The following is an 18,596-nucleotide window of genomic DNA, read 5'->3' as shown; positions in this document are numbered from 1 at the left end:
TTTTTGCAGTAAAATTCGTGATAAAAAATTAGACAGAAAAATGCATGGATAAGCTTATCTTTGTAACTGAACAATATTGATATGAGCGACGCTAAAAAATCGGAAGAGTTTTACAGCAAACTAAAAATACAACTGCAAGACACAGCCTTGTGGCCAACGACCTATTTATATAAGTTTATTGTTATTTCTGAAACAGAAAAGATAGATAATCTTAAGGGGCTTTTTAATCATTTAGGAGCGGTTATAAATACCAGAGCTTCAAAAAATGGTAAGTATACTAGTATATCAATTAACGTACGCATGAAAAACCCAGATACAGTAATAGCTAAATACCGAGAAGTAGCAGAAAAAATTGAAGGAGTAATTTCCCTTTAAATTTCTTTTAGGCTTCATTATTTTTTGTACTTTGCAAGAAAACCTAAAGACTGCGGGTTTTTAATTTTGTTTACTACACATTTTAATAATTTTGATAGACGATTTAGAATACAACACAGAACGCGAGCATTTGATAATACCAGAATATGGACGTCATTTGCAGAAGATGATCAATCATGCCAAAACGCGTGAAACCAAAGAAGAGCGAAACAAATTAGCAAAAGCCATTATTTCTGTTATGGGAAATCTACAGCCACATTTAAGAGATGTGCCAGATTTTCAACATAAATTATGGGATCAGCTTTTTATTATGGCCGACTTTGAATTAGATGCTGATTCTCCTTACGATATGCCATCTAAAGAGGAATTAACCTCTAGACCAGACCCTTTAAACTATCCTCAAAATCATCCTAAGTATCGTTTTTACGGAAACAATATTAAAACTATGATTGATGTTGCACTTACATGGGAAACTGGTGAAATGAAAGAAGCTTTGGTTTATACCATTGCAAATCACATGAAGAAGTGCTATCTCAATTGGAACAAAGATAGTGTTGAAGATACAGTGATTTTCGAGCATTTATTTGAATTGTCTAACGGTGAGATTGATCTTAGAAATAGTGAAGAGGATTTGAGCGATTCTTCAAGCCTATTGCGCACAAAAACCAAGTATAGCAACAAAGGTGGTAAAAAATCCAAAAAGAAATATTCTAGCAATAGAAAACGTTACTAAAACGTATGAGTACATTTAAAATAGAAGGTGGCCACCAACTCAAGGGTTCTATTAAGCCACAAGGTGCTAAAAATGAAGCATTGCAGATTCTTTGTGCTGTGCTCCTAACACCAGAAGAAGTAACAATTAAGAACATTCCGGATATTGTTGATGTCAATAAGCTAATTACACTTCTTGGTAATTTGGGTGTTGCCGTTAATAAATTAGATGCCAATACCTATAAGTTCAAGGCAGAGCATATAAATTTAGAATATCTAGAGTCAGACGAGTTTAAAGTTGAAGGTAGAGGTCTAAGAGGTTCAATTATGATTGTTGGACCATTATTAGCGCGGTTTGGTAAAGGATATATTCCTAAACCAGGTGGAGATAAAATTGGACGTAGACGTCTTGATACGCATTTTGAAGGCTTTATTAATCTTGGTGCTAAGTTTAGATATAATCGCGAAGATCATTTTTATGGTGTAGAAGCAGAACGTTTAAAAGGTACCTTTATGCTTTTGGATGAAGCTTCTGTAACAGGAACAGCCAATATAGTAATGGCTGCAGTATTAGCTGAAGGTAAAACTACCATCTACAACGCAGCTTGTGAACCTTACTTGCAACAACTGTGTAGAATGCTCAACCGAATGGGTGCTAAGATTTCTGGCATAGGATCTAATATGCTAGTTATTGATGGTGTTGATAATTTGGGAGGTACTGAGCATACCATGCTACCAGACATGATTGAAATTGGTAGCTGGATTGGTTTAGCAGCAATGACAAAAAGCGAGCTTACTATAAAAAATGTAAGTTGGGATGATTTAGGGCAGATACCTAATGTGTTTAGAAAACTTGGTATTACGGTAGAACAGCAAGGGGATGATATTCATATTCCTGCACACAAGGATGGTTATCAAATACAGAATTATATTGATGGCTCTATATTAACCATTGCAGATGCGCCTTGGCCAGGGTTTACACCAGATCTATTAAGTATCGTTTTGGTAATAGCAACACAGGCCAGAGGAGAGGTGTTGGTACATCAAAAAATGTTTGAGAGTCGTTTGTTCTTCGTAGATAAATTGATAGATATGGGTTCAAAGATTATTCTTTGTGATCCACATAGAGCTACAGTTATAGGGCACGATTTTAAATCTACCCTAAAAGCAACAACAATGACCTCGCCAGATATTAGGGCTGGTATTTCTTTGCTTATCGCAGCACTTTCAGCAAAAGGAACATCTGTAATTCATAATATAGAACAAATTGATCGTGGTTACGAAAATATAGACCAACGCTTAAGAGCTATTGGAGCTAAAATAGAACGTCTACCAGGTAATTGATATTAATCAGAAATACATGAAATTAAAAGCTTCAAGATGACTTGGAGCTTTTTTTGAATAAAGCAAAAGCTCTGAGGCACATCAGAGCTTTTAAATTGTTTTTGAAATGGTTATTTTCAGTTCAAGACGTTAACGTCTTGAATAGCATAACGCATCTATTTTTTATTTATTGTCTAAAAATTCAAAAAAAAGTTAATTTATTTAGATTAATACAGTTTTTATGTTAATTCAATGCGGCTTTATAAGTAGTTAAGCAGCGTTCTCTTGCCATTTTATGCTCTACCATTTTTTCTGAATATATGAGTTCCTGAAATTCTGGCACCCATTTTTTTATGTATTCTAAATTCTTATCGAATTTTTGAATTTGTGACGTAGGATTAAATATTCTAAAATAAGGCGCTGCATCTACACCAGAACCAGCTACCCACTGCCAATTACCAACATTGCTTGCCATTTCATAATCGTGTAACTTCTCTGCAAAATAAGCTTCGCCCCAACGCCAATCAATAAGTAGGTGTTTACACAAAAAACTACCAACCAGCATACGAACGCGATTGTGCATAAATCCAGTTTCATTCAATTGTCGCATACCTGCATCAACCAATGGATAGCCTGTTTTACCTTGGCACCATAATTTGAATTCATCTTCATCATTTCGCCATTCAATCCTATCGTATTTAGGTTTAAAAGACTGATCTTTTGTATGAGGAAAATGCCATAGAATTTGCATAAAAAATTCGCGCCAGATAAGCTCTTGCCAAAATATTTCGTTCTTTTCTTGTATGGCTTTGTCAACCATTTTTCTGATACTCACAGTACCGAATCTTAGATGAGGTCCTAAACGTGATGTTGTATCTTTAGCCGGAAAGTTTCTAGTAGCTTCATATTCTTGGATTAACCTTGGAGTAACCTCATAAGGTTTAATAGGTTGATTGGATCTTGTAAATCCTATATCTTCTAAACTTAAATTCGGAAGGTTGATGTTTTTTACACAATTGTTTAGTTCTTTCTTAGACGGACAAAATTTAAAGTTGATAGTTTTAAATTTTTCCTTCCAGGTTCTCATGTAAGGTGTGTAGACTACATAAGGATTTCCGTCTTTTTTAACGACCTCGTCCTTTTCAAATATGACTTGGTCTTTAAACGTATTGAAGGCAATATTTTCTGATTCTAAAAGTGTTTTTAATTGAGTATCTCTTTCCGTTGCGTAGGGTTCATAATCGTGATTGGTGAATACTTCTGTTATGTTATATTCTTTAATCAGATTTTTATAAATATCAATTGGTTTACCATGAAAGATCGCAATACTACTCCCAAAATCACTCTGAAGTTTTTCTCTTATGCTTTGAAGTGTATCATGTATAAAAGTGACACGAGCATCATCTCTCGGTAATTTTTCTAAAATTTCAGAATCGAAAATAAAAATTGGTAAAACATTTTGCCCACTTTTTAAGGCATTATATAAACCAATATTATCGTCTAATCTAAGATCTCGTCTAAACCAAAATATACTTAAAGGTGTTTGCATTGTTAATAGGTTCCGAAAAGTTGTTCGAGTTGTTCTTTTCTGTAGTTAAAAATACCTTCAAGTTTTGGTTTCACCAAAACCGGATGCAAAAGCCTGCCAAGTATTCCAAAAGGAACTTTATAGTCAATAATATCTTCCATTTCTACACCACCTTCTATTTTATGTACAAAATGTTTGTGGTGCCAAAAGGCATAAGGGCCATACAATTGGAGATCAATAAAATACGTTTTGTCCTTGTATTGAGTGATTTCGCTCACCCATTGAGTTCTAAATCCTGGTATTGGTCTTACACTATATTGTATTACTTGACCAGCATACATTGGTCTATCAGCACCAGAAATAATTTTCATATTCATTTCTTGAGGTGTCAACTTTGAGAGATTTGCAGGATTACACAAAAAAGCCCATGCTTCATCTAATGAAATAGGTAATTTTTGTTTTTTATGTAGGGTAAATATTTTCATTTCTAGTTATTCAAAACAACATAGCCGTTTAGAGATATTGCAATACACAGCCATAATATATATGGCACTAGCAGATATCTCATTTTGCTTAATTCATCATCACCAAAACTTATAAATAAGTATATGATAACCAAAGCTAATGCAATGAGATTATATAGCGCAATACTTGTAAAATGCTGGTTAAAGAACAAATAATTCCAACTTATATTAAGTAATAAAGCGATGCCGTATATGGTTGTAACGTATTTGGATTTTCTTAGAGAAAATAAAAATGACAGGTAAATGGAAAAACATATCATTATTAGTGTCCAAACAACACGAAAAACCCAACCTGGTGGTGTCCAAGATGCTTTATTAAGGCTGTTATACCATATGCCATTGGGGCCATCTCCCATAAAGAAATTGCCGAGTGCTAGTCCAACAAAATTGAGAATTAAAAATAATATGATATAATGGATTTGCTTCAAACCTATTCTGGTTTCAAAACTTCTATCTGGTCCAGTATTTTCTGTGCCTCGGCATATTTTTTATCACTTTCCGTACGGTTAGTCGTAGATAGTTTGTGCCAATCTGCCATTAATTTCTCATACTGCTTTTGCAATTTCTCCAATTTTGTCGTTTTCTTGAATAAACCGAACATAATAGATTATTTTAAATATTTTAGGATTCTATCGTTAAACGGTTTGGTAATAGAATAAAAGTAATCTAGAAACTCACCGTTTTCGTCAACTAGATATTTCTGGAAATTCCATTTCACTGAAGAGTTTTGTCTACCATTTATATACTTTTTTGTTAGCCAAGCATAGAGTCGGTGCTGGTTAGAACCTTTTACGTCAATCTTTTCTGTAATTAAGAACGAAACACCATAATTGACTTGGCAAAACTCCTGAATTTGGTCTGAATTGCCGGGTTCTTGCCTCCCAAACTGGTTGCAAGGCACACCAATAACTACCAATTGATTTTTGTAGTAATCGCTTAACTCTTGAAGTTCTTTATATTGTGGGGTAAATCCGCATTTAGAAGCAACATTTACAAATAATAATTTCTTTCCTTTAAACTCTGATAGATTTATAGGATTACCGATTAAACTGTTTATTTCAATATCATAGATCGATTTTGTTGCATTTTCAACAACATCACTTTCAGTTCCTGTTAGTGTGCTAACAAAGGCTTTTAATGGGTTCATTTTTTTAAAGTTTAAAACTTACTATTCCGCAATCCATTTCAAAAATTTGTCCTGATAAAGACGCGGCCTTATCAGATAATAAAAATGCAGCCATATCAGCCACTTCTTGTGGTTGTAAATATTTTTTAAGCGGATGACGCTCATTCATGTTTTCTATCATTCGTTCATTACGCAATAGCTTCGAAGCCAAATCTGTATCAGTTACCGTTGGCGCTATTGCATTAACCCGTATTGTAGGTGCTAATTCGGCTCCAAGTGATTTGGTAAGTCCTTCTACTGCTGATTTTGAAGCCGCTACACTAGCATGAAATGGCATTCCTAATTTAGCTGCCACAGTACTAAATAATACTACTGACGGTTTGTTTCCGTTTTTAAGTGCTGGCAAATACTTTTGAATTGCCTTTACTGCTCCCAGAACGTTTATGTCAAAATCATTTTTAAAATCATCAATACTTAAACGGTTTATGGGTTTAAGGTTGATACTTCCAGGACAATACACTAGGCCGTCAGCAGAATCTATTTCTGGTAATTCGTCATTTAATATATCGCAATTGTAATGCGTTAAATTACCTGCCGTTTGTATCGGTTCGGTTCTACTGATGTTTACTATTTCATCATAAGAAGAAAGCAAAGACGAGACAATTGCATTGCCTATACCTTTGCTTCCTCCAATCACTATTAATCTGCTCATTGCTTACGCTGCGGTTAGGGGACGACCTTTTAGTCGTTTTTCTATTTTTTGTTTTATAACAGTTAAACGCTTCATTAATTCCATAAGTTTTGCGTCTTTTTTCTGCTTGTATACTTCATTAACACCTAGGATGATTTCTTTGGCTTCTCTAGCTGCTAAAATTCTATCACTTGTTGTCTTAAAAGAAAACTTTCTGTTTTCAAATTCTGTTGCTCTTTCTAAAATATCCATAGCTAATTGTTTATGTAATTTTGTAATTCTGAAATTTTCTCTGGTGTATTAAACTCTCCACCATAATAAGTCGTTACTGTCGCAGATGTATCATCTTTAACACCTCTTGATGAAACACAAAGATGTTTGGCGTCAATTATAACCGCCACATCTTCTGTTTCTAAAACTGTTTTTAGTTCGTTGGCAATTTGATTAGTTAATCGCTCTTGAACTTGCGGACGTTTAGCATAGTACTGTACTATACGATTTAATTTGGACAATCCAATAACCTTACCTGAAGACTTGTATGCTATATGTGCCTTTCCAATTATTGGTACAAAATGATGCTCACAGTTTGAATAAAACGTAATGTTTTTTTCAACTAGCATTTGATTGTACTGGTATTTGTTGTCAAACAAAGCTACTTTTGGCTTATTCTCAGGATCTAAACCTGAAAATATTTCTTCAACATACATTTTTGCTACACGGTCTGGTGTGCCTTTTAATGAATCGTCCGTTAAATCTAAACCTAAAACATCCATTATTTCTGAAAATAATATGGAAATTCGATTTTTCTTCTCGTGGTTAGACATATCGAAAGCATTAGCTTTCATTGGTGTCTCTAAACTTGTGAATAAATGGTCGTCTCCAATATCTTCATGGGTAAATCCATTAAGTTTGTGACCATTTGTTTTGGAAATTGCTTCTGTGTTCATAGCATCTTTTTTATGTGCTGTCTTTAAGTACTCCAAGCTTAAATCAAAGCACGTGTTAACGTTTTGAAATAGAGTTATTTGTTATTGTTCTTTGACGCGAACATTTAAATCTGCCTTTGTCAAACGTTCTTTTTTTACTGTGTTTGGTTGCTCTTCCTTGAACTCGTTCTCTCCACATTCTGAAACTGCTAGGTTTCATTTCTTTGCGCATCAGCTCAATGACTTCTTGCTCTTTTAAACCAAACTGAAATGTAATTGCTTCAAAAGGTGTTCTGTCTTCCCAAGCCATTTCAATTATGCGATCAATATCCTTTAGTTCTAAATTCATATAAATTCAGGTATCGCATATTGCATATCATACTTTACTTTCTCATCTAATAGCTTATCAAAGAATTTTTTGTTCTCCTTGAAAGTTTTGCTATTTCTAAAATGGATAAAACGACCCTGAGCATGCAAACTAGAACCATTTACCTTATAAATAACTAACTGATAGTATGGTATAATCCATGTAAAGTTTTTTAAACCTTGGTTAATCATTACTAAAATACCTTTTGGTCTGAGCTCTATATTTGCATAATTAATATCAGAAACCCTATTCATCATAGTCTGCATATTAGGGCTAACTTCATCAATAATCATGCGTTTTGAGCCTATACCTTTCATTTTCAATTTCTGTACCAAACTAAAGGAACCTCCTACTAAATCAGCGATAATCTGTTTATGGTCAAAGTTATAATGTGTCGTATTAAGAATCATATCTATGTAAATATACAAATGTTTAACTTTTATAATAAATAGTTAAACAAAAATTAACAGAGAATTATGATTGTAGGAATATGACTGCTTTTTTTTGAAATTACTCATTACGAAGCATTCGATTTCTGTCTTGTAGAGTATGTCGTTTTAAAATGCGAAAACTTTCTTTCACTACTTCCGGATCTTCTTTCATATTCCAGAGAATTTCACTGGCACGCTTTCGATTTTCCTTAATATCGACAATAGGATTTGGATAATCTTTGCCCAATTTAAAATAATATAAGCCTTGTTCTAACTCTGTCATAAGATAAGGCTCATGTATAAAAGGTATATCTAAATGGGTAAGTTCAGGGACCCATTTTTTGATGAAAAGAGCATCTGGATCGTGTTTCAGGCTATTAACGGTTGGATTATAAATTCTGAGATTATTTATACCAGTTTCACCTGCTTGCATTTGCAGTTGCGGAAAGTGAATCCCTGGCTCGAAATCTAAAAATTGCTGTGATAAATGTTCCGTAGCATCTTGCCAAGGTTGCCATAATATATGCGTAAAGAATGACACCAGCATAGCACGCATCCTAAAATTAATATAACCCGTTTCTACTAGACAGCGCATACTTGCATCTACTAGTGGAAAACCAGTTTGCCCTTCACGCCAAGCCTTTTGGTAGTCTTCTGATATACTTTTCTTAAGTTTATGATAGCCTTTGTTTACACTGGCATTTTCCATGGTGTGTTCCATTTCAAACTTCTGAATAAAATGTGCTTGCCAGCGTAATCGTGATAAAAAGGCACCAATATGGCGTTTATCTGAAGTCTTATTTTTTAGTTCTTGACCTTTTTGAAATATTTGGCGAATAGAAACATTTCCCCATGCAATGTAAGGTGATAATCTACTACAACTACTTCTTGATGCTTCAGGTTTAGAAATATTGAACATGTAATCTTCATGCCTGTCCTCAAAGAAAGAATTAGCATATTTCCAGGCTATTGTACTTCCGCCTTTTTGAAATGGTGTGTCTTTAGGTGTACTTAAATCAGTCTCTTTTAATACACTTTCTAATTCTAGAATCTTATCAATAAATAACAATTGACTCTCCTTTGGTTGAAATACCTCTTGTGGTTGATACATGTAGCTTTCCCAGTTTTCAAACCAATTATCGCGATTTACCAAACCTCGTTCAACACCATTATTTTTAGATTCAATCCACTCTATAAGGTTATTTCTGCAGTAACGTGTAATTTCTTTATCTCTGTTATAGGTTATGAGTAACCCGGTTTCAACATGAGAATATATAGTATCAATTTTATAGAATTCTTGTATGATATTGAAAGTGCTCTGTATATCATTTATAACTACTAAAACCTTGGTATTATATAGCTTAAGTTGTTCATTGATATCTCTAATTGATTCCTTTATAAAGTTAAAGTGTCGTTCACTGTAATGCCCATCATTTAATAGAATATGCTCAAAGACATAGAGTAGAAGAGTAGGTTTGCCACTTTTTAAGGCATTGGAAATGGCTTCGTTATCTTGAAGTCTCAAATCACGCTTTAACCAAACTACATTTATCCGTTTTTTGCTTGCCATTTACAATTGTGATAAGAAAGATTCAGCATTTTTAAAGTGCTTTTCCCTAGTTTCTTGTTTCATTTTATCGAATGTTCTGATTAACATCCCTAACCTAGGATTGCTTAAAAAGAATTCACGATGTTTATCCATAAAAGTCCAAAAGAGCCCATCCCAAGTTGCTTGCCAAGCACCTTTAGAATAGTTGCTCATTTTCATAATGTAGTTGCTACTGCTTATGTAGGGTTTGGTAGACATGAGTCCACCATCTGCATACAAGCTCATACCGTAAACGTTTGGTACCATAACCCAATCGTAAGCATCAATAAATAACTCCATAAACCATTCGTACACTTCATCTGGATGGAACTCGCACAATACCATAAAATTGCCGAGTATCATAAGGCGTTCTATGTGATGTGCATAAGCGGTTTTGTTTACTTTCTTTATAACATCGTCAATAGGTTGTATGCCAGTTGTACCATCATAAAAGGACTTAGGAATTTTTCTATTGAAATTCCAAAAGTTTTTAGTACGTTCTTCAGTACCCTTTACTTGGTAAACGCCACGAATAAATTCACGCCAACCTAAAATCTGGCGCACAAAGCCTTCTGTTGAATTTATAGGCACATCATTGGACCTGGCATAATCAATCGCTTTATCTATGACATCTAATGGATGCAATAGACCTACATTGATTAATGGCGAAAGCAAGCTGTGATTTAAAAAATGTTCTTCTTTAACAATGGCATCTTCATAAGCGCCAAACTCGTGAAATCGATACTCAAAAAATTGTTGTAACCATTGTTCAGCTGATTTAAAATCCATAGGATAATTAATAAAATCATTCAATTCACCATAGTGGGAATCAAAGTTTTTCTCTACATAAGAAATTGCTTCATTGTGATATTTTGATATATCAGGAAACTGAATACTTGGTGGTGTTTTATCCTTGGGATATTTCTTGCGATTTTCAGAGTCATAGGTTAGTTTTCCGCCTTCTGGTTGGTCATTAACCATGAGTATGTCTCGATCTTTACGTTGTTGCTTGTAAAACGAGGTTTGAAAAAATTTTTTTTTTGAAGGTTTAAAGAAAGAACTCAATTCTTCCTTGGTGTTTATAAATAAAGGACTCTCGTACCATTCTACAGCTATTGATTCAGAAACAGATTTTATATGTTTCTCTAACCAGTTATCGGATGGGTCAATTATATGAAGCGTTTCGAGACCTTTATGAATTAATTCAGGAATCAATTCTCTGACATCAGATGTCTCTGACGTAGCCTCAATATAATTTACTGAAAGCCCCTTGTCTTTTAAAAAGTCTGCATAAGCTTTCATTGATGCCCTGTGAAATGCAATTTTTTGCTTGTGGAATTTGTAATGCGAAAAAAACAAAAACTCTTCAACCAAATAAACATCACAATTTAAGTTTAGAATTGGTGTATCCTTAAATAGCTGATGTGGGAATAGGAGTACTGCATCTGCTGTCATAGTCTCTTGAATTTTATTGTAGGTTTATTACTAGATGAATTGTTGGTTTCAAACTTGTTATGAATTAGAATAATTGCCAATCCAAACAATACAGCAGATATTATTAAAACCGTACTTACCAAACCACTCACTCCAAAGGATAACCGAATTAAAATAGTGGAAACTATAAAACCTGAGTTTCTTATTATTTTGTGGAACTTGTCTGTATAAAAGAAAGAGATCAGTAATAAAACAACATCCACTAAAATTAAAACGGTAAAGAACTCGTCAAAAAATAGGTTATTAATTGTTTCAAAACTTGTTAAACCTTCTGTCGTAAATGAAATACTATCTAACCAACTTGAGAATGTAATTAATGCCATTATGAAAAATGTTGGAACCAAAAAAACTGCTAATATTTTTTTTCGATTTATAAATCTTTCAATTTTTGGCACATCAATCTTGGGTTGGTTGTTTTTGCGTTTTCCTTGTTTTTGAAATTGAAATATTAAATAAAATAGAACAATGGACGCCAAAATATCATATGTAAACTGTAAATCATCTTTTATCTCAAACCAATTTGACGTCAGTTGAAGTCCTGATAAATCTTTAAATAACTTTCGTATGATTATTAGCGTGATAATCTCATATTGTTTGGTTATGTATGTGGTAAAGGATTTTGGTAAATAATAGATTAAGAGATATACCTCATAAATTAAAATAAATGAAAATGGTGTGTAGATGGCTGAAATAGGATTTTTAAATAATTCTGATTCTAAATGAAAATTAATAATATTAAATTTTGACAGAAAGATAAGAGCCAAATGGATAAAGAAGCCCAACAAAGCTACATATAGAATAACTTTCTCAATTCGCTTTTTGGTATTCTCTGATAGAAAAACTGGATATATTTTATTTAGTAAAACCATTTTTAGTTCTTTTTAATTATTTACACATCATTTAGTCATTTGGATGATTTGGTTTTTTTATATAAACAAACTAGGTTGTAACCAAATTCGTCTAAATTTTCCGCTAGCATCATAGCGCTCTGCTTGCAGTTGTACATTAAACTTTCTGTCCCTCGGATCATTACCCACACCTGCGACATACATCCAATTACCATAATTGCTATGTACGTCATAATCTAAGAGCAAAGACTCAAAATAAGAAGCACCTATACGCCAATCTAATTCTAGTTCTTTAGCGAAATAAGAGGCTACATTTTGTCGTCCCCTATTACTCATCCAACCCGTTTCCTTTAATTCAATCATATTGGCATTTACAAAGTCAGATTGTGTTTCACCATTTATCCATTTTTGTAATTGGTTTTGATTTTTAGACCATTCATAATCTTTTTGAAGTATGCCTTCTAATTTAAAGATTTGGTTACCATATTTTAGCGACACATATTTAAAATAGTCACGCCAAATCAACTCAAAAATGAGCCAGTAGGTCGATTGGTTTTTAAAATGTTCTTTTTCAAACTGTTTAATCTTCCAATAGATGGTTCGTGCAGAAATACAACCATTGGCCAGCCAAGGTGAAAACTTAGAACTATAATCAACACCAGCTAAACCATTTCTGGTTTTCTTATAAAATCCTAGTTTCTTAGTTTTAAAGAAGTAATCGTTAAGTCGATTTATAGCTTCTGTTTCGCCACCTTTAAAAGGAAAGGCAGAATTAGGATGGGATTTAAAGTCTACAAAACTTAAATCTGATAATTTTGGTATGCTGGTATTATTTTCAATCCTATTAAATTGGCTTAGTTTTGTTGTTGACGATTCCTCTCGTATATCTATATATTTTTCTAGTTTCTTTCTAAAAACTGTAAAAACTTGAGGTGTTTTAGAAACATCAAAATTGATATCCTCAGGGTGATATAAAAACTGGTTATAAATGTGATGCCAGTTGACATCTGTAGTTTGAGCTTTCACAGTATTTTCTGTATCAACTTCCTCTTGGGTCCATTCCTTTTGAAGGTAGATATCAGTTATTTGATTTGCCTCACAAATTTTTGGAATCACGTTTTCTGGCAAGTCATGGTAGACGAGTAAGTCTATATTTAGTGCATCGAGTTGGGCTTTAAGATTATGAATTGATTCAATTAAAAACCCAGTACGGTATTTTTCGATCTTTTTAAAACCAAATCTGTTCTTATCAAAATGCCTTGGATCAAAACAATAAAGTCCAATAACCTTGTCCGCTTGTTCACTGGCTTTAGTCAACACAGCATTATCTGCTATTCTAAGGTCATTTCTAAACCAAACTATGCTATATTTTTCTGTCTTCTGCATTTTTCACTGCAATATTTTACGTTTTCCCAGTATTTTTCCCATTTTTTGCGCCAAGTAAATTGTCGCTCGCAAACAGGACATATTTTTTCTGGTAGATGTTGTTTTTTAACACCTTTCATTTTGGTTTAACTAAGGCGTTAATCATTCCTTCAAATACAAAAGCATGTAAGGGTGAAATCATGTACCAATACAATCTTCCCCAAACACCTTTTGGTCTAAAAACAGCACGTTGATATAACCTATCTTTTACAATTTTAAATTCTAACCAGGCCTCACCTGGCAGTTTCATTTCAGCAAATAAAAGAAGTCTTTTATCTTTTTTATCAGCAAAAAGTACACGCCAGAAATCAAGTGGGTCACCAGCTTCTAGATACGTGTCATGTGTTCTACCTCGCCGTAATCCTACACCGCCAAATAATTTATCGACGTAACCCCTGATCTTCCATAAACCGTTGAAACTATACCAGCCATTTCGACCACCAATTCCCCAAATCTGATTCAGTGTAAATTCTTCATCGATAATCGTCTTGGAGCGAATATCCTTAAAACAGCCATATTGTGGTAGCTCTATATGTTTAGATAGTTGGTCTTTAAAAACTCCACTACTTACGGCATCTTTCCAACTAGAGATCACAGAATTTTGTTGAATCCGCTGAAACGCCAACTCTACAGCCTTTTTATAGGTCATGGGTTGGATCCTAATATGATTATTGATATCACTTGGTTTACCAATGACTTCAACCTTCATACTATCTACTAATGCTTGAGCTAATTGAAACGATGTTGAAGTTACAAAATAAAGCCAGTAAGAAGAGAGTTTTGGTGTCAAAACTGGTAAAGTATAAATATATCGTTTTAGTCCTCTTACTTCAGCAAACTGTAATAACATTTCCTTATAGGTCAGTATTTCAGGTCCGAAAATATCATAAGAGCTATTGTAAAGCGCTTCTTTTTCTAGCGCACCTGATAAATAGGTTAGGACATCTCTAATGCCTAAAGGCTGTGTTTTGGTATTTAGCCATTTTGGTGTAATCATCACCGGGAGTTTTTCAACGATGTCTCGTATAATTTCAAAAGAAGCACTTCCGCTACCAACAATAATACCTGCTCTGAATGTTGTTAGCGCATATTTCTCTGATTTAAGGGTTTCTTCTACCTGTAATCTAGATTTTAGATGTTTTGATAACGAATGATCATTAACAATACCGCTCAGATAAATAACTTGCTTACATTGGGTGGCCTCAACAAGATTTTTAAAATTTTGTGCACACCGACGTTCTAAGGATTCAAAATCATCCGCGTCAGTGGCCATGGAATGAATTAGGTAATAGGCAACCTCAATATTTATTGGAACTTTGTTGGGTTCTGGACTTAGAAAATCTATTTTTATAAAAGAGCACAGAGGATGCTCAGCTATTTCATCTGGAATACGATTAGTATCACGGACACAGCAAATAAGTTCGTGCTTATCTTCTAGTAACTGTAAAGCTAGTCTTTTGGCTATATAGCCTGTTGTACCTGTAATTAATATTCGCATTAGTCATTGATTATTGCAAATTCTGGCTTTGGTCGTTGGTATTCTAATCGTTTTTTTAATTTTGGCACTGCATAACCATCTAGTCCGTTAATGGTCGCTACTTTACCCTTTGATAAATTAATAAAACCATCATTTTCTAGCAAGTTATCAGGAACATAAAGTTTTTCAATTTGCCCAATAAGTAAAATTGTGTTATTCGCTTTTATGGGATACTCTTCAACATAGCTCATAGCCAATTGAATAGGGCATCCTTTTACAAATGGTGCAATAAAATCGTCCTTAAATTCTTCAATTAAGGACGTTACATCAAATTCTGATATAGACGAATCATACTTTGCAGATGTATGATGAGCATCTTCTAAAATGCCTTCATGGATATGGTTTAGCGTATATTTACCTGTCGTTTTGATATTATCATAGGTATTACGAATAACAGTGGTAGGTCTTAAAAAAAAACCTAATAAGCCAGGATTGGAGCCTAAATGTGTTATGGAACTGAATACAGCAACATTACTCGTACCGGCACTATCCTTTGTGCCAATGAGGTTTGCAGATTTGTACCCAGAACAACTATTTATTAAGTTAATCCTATATAAATGGTGCATTTGGTTGATATCATCTAAACTGAATTTAGCCATCTTATAGGTTTATGAAATTGTTGATTTTAATATTCTCAGCTTTGAGATCAAACATTAAGTTATATAAACCGAAAAATGTTCTGTTGATGTATATAAAGTGAGTTGAACCTCTGTTACCATTCATATTGCGTAGTTCAGTACTTTTTGAATATTTCTGTCCAATTTCACCAACTTTATTGAAAAACTCAGGATCTGAAAAATCAAAAGTTTCATTATGAAAAGGTTGGGTGAATAGGCTTAATAGTTCATGAAACATGGAAGTAAAGAAGTCTATTTCTTGTTTTGAATCGTCATGTCTTAAAATCTCGAGCTCGTACATTTTCTCAGTAAAAGCTTTAGGGTTGTCAATACATTTCTTTTGAGCTAATTCAAAATAGGGTTTATAAAACTCATCTGGTATAGCTTTCATACATCCAAAATCTAGCGCAATTAAATGACCTTCTTCTGATATTAAGAAATTCCCCGGATGTGGATCCGCATGGACCTTCTTCAAAATATGAATTTGATACATGTAGAAATCCCAAAGTGCTTGACCTAATTTATTAGACAATTCTTGGTCATTATTATCAGTTGCAAATTCTGAAAGGTGTTTACCTTCCATATAATCCATTGTAATGATTCTTTCTGATGATAAACTCTCATAATATTGTGGAAATTTTAGATTTGGGATATGCTTGCAAGCTTCCACCACTTCATTACTCTGATTTAACTCAAGAAGATAATTGGTTTCTTCAATAAGTTTATTTTTAACCTCTTTGAAATATTTATCAGAATCCTTTCCTTTTATATTAAACATTTTTATGGCTATAGGTTTAACCAGCGCCAAATCAGAGGTGATACTCTCCGCAACTCCAGGATATTGGATTTTCACAGCAAATTTTCTCCCATTCTTATCTGCAATATGGACTTGCCCAATGCTTGCAGCATTGACTGAAGTTGCGTTGAAAGTATCATATAGTTCTTCGGGATGTTTTCCGAAATATTTTTTAAAGGTTTTTATAACCAATGGTGGCGAAAGTGGAGGTACAGAAAATTGTGATAAAGAAAACCTCTCAACATAAGCTTGAGGTAATATGCTCTTTTCCATACTTAGCATTTGAGCCACTTTAAGTGCGCTTCCTTTTAATTTTTTAAGGCTGTCATATATATCATCCGCATTATTCTGATTAAGACGTTCTTTGGCGTCTTCTTTAGGATTAACGATTTTATCTCCATAATACTTGAGATAATTAACACCAACCTTTGCGCCAGTTGAAACGAGTTTTGAGGCTCTTGAAATTTTTGTAATCGGTATGCTATCTATGGTCTTCATTTAATTGGCGTGCATTTTTTCTTTATACAAAAACTTACCTAAATCTATAAGACTTTTGAAAGAGGTTGTGTCTATAAAATCAAAACTTGCTTTCACAGATTTCTCAATGAATAGATCAGTTTTTTCAAATTCAGAAGACGTATCGTCTAGCCAGAATTTCATTGTAACTAACAATTGTAACCAAGCCGTTTCTTTGATGCTTTTATTTTGGATTTTATCCAACTTCTCGTGGTTTATTTCAAATATGTTAATGTTTAGATGCTCAATATAGCTTGTAAATCTTTGCTTTAGCCTTGCCAATACTTTAACAGTTTTTAATTGGTTTTTACAATCGTCTAAAACATTAACAACGTAGCTTCTATTAGCCGTTAGAATTTCAAAAAAGGTATAATAAAAACTTAATAATTTATTTCTGGAATCAAATGTTAGGTAGTCTTCGCTTTTTTCTAAAACCTCATGTGCGTTATCAAAAAACACTTTAAACACACATTGCTCTAAAGTCTCGAATGAATTAAAATATTCATAAAACTTTTGCTCTTCAAAATTGTTAGTTTTAGCAAACGCATAGATCGACTTGGGTTGCTCGCCATAGGTTAGCACATGGTCCATGTATGATATGATGATATCGGATTCTGTAACTGATTTTTTCTTTGCCATTGTTTTTCATTTACAATGTAAAGTTACAGAATGTTTAACGATAATTAATAAACGTTAAACAAAGTTTAACATCATGAGTAAATCAAGTACTGGCTTGGTAGTATTTATTACGTAACCAAAATGCAACTCTTACGAGTAAAATAAGAGCTGGTACTTCTACTAAAGGTCCAATGACACCTGCAAAGGCTTGTCCTGAATTTAAACCAAATACAGCAATGGCTACAGCAATAGCAAGCTCAAAATTATTTCCCGAGGCTGTGAATGAAATGGCAACATTTTTATCGTAGCTGGCACCCATCGATTTACTGACGAAAAATCCAACAATAAACATCAAGGCGAAATAAATCAGTAGTGGAATGGCTATAACCAAGACATCCATTGGTATTTCTACAATAAGTTCTCCTTTTAAAGAAAACATAACAATTATGGTGAATAGTAATGCTATAAGTGTTAGCGGTGAGATGGTTGGTATAAATTTGTTGGTATACCAGTCTTCACCTTTGAGTTTTACTAATATTAAACGAGACAAGATTCCAAGTACAAATGGTATGCCTAAATAAAGGGCAACACTCTCTGCAATTGTGGCAATTGATATATCTACAATTGCACCATCAAACCCAAAATAAGGTGGAAGAATAGTTATAAAAATATAAGCGTAAAAGCTATAGGCAAAAACCTGAAATATGCTATTTAGTGCAACTAGACCAGCACCATATTCATTGCTGCCTTCTGCTAAGTCATTCCAAACTAATACCATGGCGATACATCTTGCAAGTCCTATTAATATTAGGCCTACCATATATTCTGGGTAGTCCCTTAAAAATATTATGGCAAGAAAAAACATTAAAATGGGACCTATGATCCAATTCAACAATAAGGAAATTGATAAGATTCTGACATCTTTAAATACCTTTGGTAATAACGCGTAATTAACCTTTGCAAGTGGTGGATACATCATTAATATTAGACCAATTGCAATAGGTATATTGGTTGTGCCAGTACTGTATGAGTCAATTAATTTGGAGAATGATGGAATAAAATAACCAATGGCAACACCAATTGCCATAGCCATAAAAATCCATAGTGTTAAATAGCTATCTAAAAAGCTTAGCTTTTTTTTAATGTTGGGCATGG

At 33.6% G+C, this 18,596-nt stretch carries 23 protein-coding genes; 3 read left to right on the top strand and 20 right to left on the bottom strand.

Annotated elements, in window-relative coordinates; genetic code table 11:
* Positions 1–81: 81 nt before the first annotated feature.
* The 3 genes from DUZ96_RS06770 (at position 82) to murA (ending at position 2,430) form a co-directional block, all read left to right on the top strand.
* Complete coding sequence (locus tag DUZ96_RS06770) at positions 82–375, top strand: DUF493 family protein (RefSeq protein ID WP_114301186.1); 294 nt, start codon at positions 82–84, stop codon at positions 373–375.
* A gap of 91 nt (positions 376–466) precedes the next feature.
* Positions 467–1,108, top strand: a complete 642-nt coding sequence (locus DUZ96_RS06765; RefSeq protein ID WP_114301185.1) for a DUF4290 domain-containing protein — start codon at positions 467–469, stop codon at positions 1,106–1,108.
* A 5-nt stretch (positions 1,109–1,113) separates the two neighbouring features.
* Positions 1,114–2,430, top strand: coding sequence for a UDP-N-acetylglucosamine 1-carboxyvinyltransferase (murA, locus tag DUZ96_RS06760; RefSeq protein ID WP_114301184.1), 1,317 nt, complete (start codon positions 1,114–1,116; stop codon positions 2,428–2,430).
* Between the two features lie 223 nt (positions 2,431–2,653).
* Here the strand turns inward: murA and DUZ96_RS06755 are convergent, their stop codons facing one another.
* From DUZ96_RS06755 to arsB, 20 genes are all read right to left on the bottom strand, one after another.
* A complete protein-coding gene (locus DUZ96_RS06755; protein ID WP_114301183.1) occupies positions 2,654–3,958 on the bottom strand; it encodes a deoxyribodipyrimidine photo-lyase in 1,305 nt (434 codons plus the stop codon).
* 2 nt (positions 3,959–3,960) lie between these two features.
* A complete protein-coding gene (locus DUZ96_RS06750) occupies positions 3,961–4,422 on the bottom strand; it encodes an SRPBCC family protein (protein WP_114301182.1) in 462 nt (153 codons plus the stop codon).
* A 2-nt stretch (positions 4,423–4,424) separates the two neighbouring features.
* On the bottom strand, positions 4,425–4,889 hold the full coding sequence (locus DUZ96_RS06745) for a TspO/MBR family protein (protein ID WP_114301181.1): 465 nt from the start codon (positions 4,887–4,889) through the stop codon (positions 4,425–4,427).
* A 2-nt stretch (positions 4,890–4,891) separates the two neighbouring features.
* Complete coding sequence (locus tag DUZ96_RS06740) at positions 4,892–5,062, bottom strand: Lacal_2735 family protein (RefSeq protein WP_114301180.1); 171 nt, start codon at positions 5,060–5,062, stop codon at positions 4,892–4,894.
* A gap of 6 nt (positions 5,063–5,068) precedes the next feature.
* Positions 5,069–5,608, bottom strand: a complete 540-nt coding sequence (locus tag DUZ96_RS06735; RefSeq protein ID WP_114301179.1) for a glutathione peroxidase — start codon at positions 5,606–5,608, stop codon at positions 5,069–5,071.
* 4 nt (positions 5,609–5,612) lie between these two features.
* On the bottom strand, positions 5,613–6,299 hold the full coding sequence (locus tag DUZ96_RS06730) for an SDR family NAD(P)-dependent oxidoreductase (RefSeq protein WP_114301178.1): 687 nt from the start codon (positions 6,297–6,299) through the stop codon (positions 5,613–5,615).
* Between the two features lie 3 nt (positions 6,300–6,302).
* Positions 6,303–6,530 (bottom strand): hypothetical protein, encoded by a 228-nt coding sequence (locus DUZ96_RS06725; protein WP_114301177.1) that lies wholly within the window; start codon positions 6,528–6,530, stop codon positions 6,303–6,305.
* Between the two features lie 2 nt (positions 6,531–6,532).
* The gene (gene folE / locus DUZ96_RS06720) at positions 6,533–7,225 is read right to left on the bottom strand and encodes a GTP cyclohydrolase I FolE (protein ID WP_114301340.1); all 693 of its coding nucleotides are present in this window, start codon (positions 7,223–7,225) and stop codon (positions 6,533–6,535) included.
* Between the two features lie 55 nt (positions 7,226–7,280).
* The gene (locus DUZ96_RS06715; protein WP_114301176.1) at positions 7,281–7,553 is read right to left on the bottom strand and encodes a TIGR03643 family protein; all 273 of its coding nucleotides are present in this window, start codon (positions 7,551–7,553) and stop codon (positions 7,281–7,283) included.
* A complete protein-coding gene (locus DUZ96_RS06710) occupies positions 7,550–7,999 on the bottom strand; it encodes a hypothetical protein (protein WP_309484647.1) in 450 nt (149 codons plus the stop codon). Before DUZ96_RS06710 ends, DUZ96_RS06715 begins: the two co-directional genes overlap by 4 nt.
* 82 nt (positions 8,000–8,081) lie before the next feature.
* A complete protein-coding gene (locus DUZ96_RS06705; protein WP_114301174.1) occupies positions 8,082–9,572 on the bottom strand; it encodes a cryptochrome/deoxyribodipyrimidine photo-lyase family protein in 1,491 nt (496 codons plus the stop codon).
* A complete protein-coding gene (locus tag DUZ96_RS06700) occupies positions 9,573–11,045 on the bottom strand; it encodes a cryptochrome/photolyase family protein (RefSeq protein ID WP_114301173.1) in 1,473 nt (490 codons plus the stop codon).
* Positions 11,042–11,953, bottom strand: coding sequence for a hypothetical protein (locus tag DUZ96_RS06695; protein ID WP_114301172.1), 912 nt, complete (start codon positions 11,951–11,953; stop codon positions 11,042–11,044). The genes DUZ96_RS06700 and DUZ96_RS06695 overlap by 4 nt, the downstream gene beginning before the upstream one ends.
* A gap of 57 nt (positions 11,954–12,010) precedes the next feature.
* Entirely contained in the window at positions 12,011–13,318 is a 1,308-nt protein-coding gene (locus DUZ96_RS06690; RefSeq protein ID WP_114301171.1) for a DASH family cryptochrome, read from the bottom strand.
* The gene (locus DUZ96_RS06685; RefSeq protein WP_114301170.1) at positions 13,291–13,437 is read right to left on the bottom strand and encodes a DUF2256 domain-containing protein; all 147 of its coding nucleotides are present in this window, start codon (positions 13,435–13,437) and stop codon (positions 13,291–13,293) included. Before DUZ96_RS06685 ends, DUZ96_RS06690 begins: the two co-directional genes overlap by 28 nt.
* Positions 13,434–14,855: an SDR family oxidoreductase gene (locus DUZ96_RS06680; RefSeq protein WP_114301169.1), complete on the bottom strand. Its 1,422-nt coding sequence runs from the start codon at positions 14,853–14,855 to the stop codon at positions 13,434–13,436. The genes DUZ96_RS06685 and DUZ96_RS06680 overlap by 4 nt, the downstream gene beginning before the upstream one ends.
* Positions 14,855–15,493, bottom strand: a complete 639-nt coding sequence (locus DUZ96_RS06675; protein ID WP_114301168.1) for a flavin reductase family protein — start codon at positions 15,491–15,493, stop codon at positions 14,855–14,857. The genes DUZ96_RS06680 and DUZ96_RS06675 overlap by 1 nt, the downstream gene beginning before the upstream one ends.
* Before the next feature lies 1 nt (position 15,494).
* Complete coding sequence (locus tag DUZ96_RS06670) at positions 15,495–16,805, bottom strand: AarF/ABC1/UbiB kinase family protein (protein ID WP_114301167.1); 1,311 nt, start codon at positions 16,803–16,805, stop codon at positions 15,495–15,497.
* Positions 16,806–17,462, bottom strand: a complete 657-nt coding sequence (locus tag DUZ96_RS06665; protein WP_114301166.1) for a TetR family transcriptional regulator C-terminal domain-containing protein — start codon at positions 17,460–17,462, stop codon at positions 16,806–16,808.
* 82 nt (positions 17,463–17,544) lie between these two features.
* On the bottom strand, positions 17,545–18,594 hold the full coding sequence (gene arsB, locus DUZ96_RS06660) for an ACR3 family arsenite efflux transporter (RefSeq protein ID WP_114301165.1): 1,050 nt from the start codon (positions 18,592–18,594) through the stop codon (positions 17,545–17,547).
* Positions 18,595–18,596: the final 2 nt, after the last annotated feature.

Origin of the sequence: Winogradskyella sp. KYW1333 (genome assembly GCF_003335675.1) — a bacterium.
In the GTDB taxonomy this organism is placed as follows: Bacteria; Bacteroidota; Bacteroidia; order Flavobacteriales; family Flavobacteriaceae; genus Winogradskyella.
Note: the sequence above shows the minus strand (reverse complement) of the source record. Positions and strands in the feature narration are given on the sequence as shown.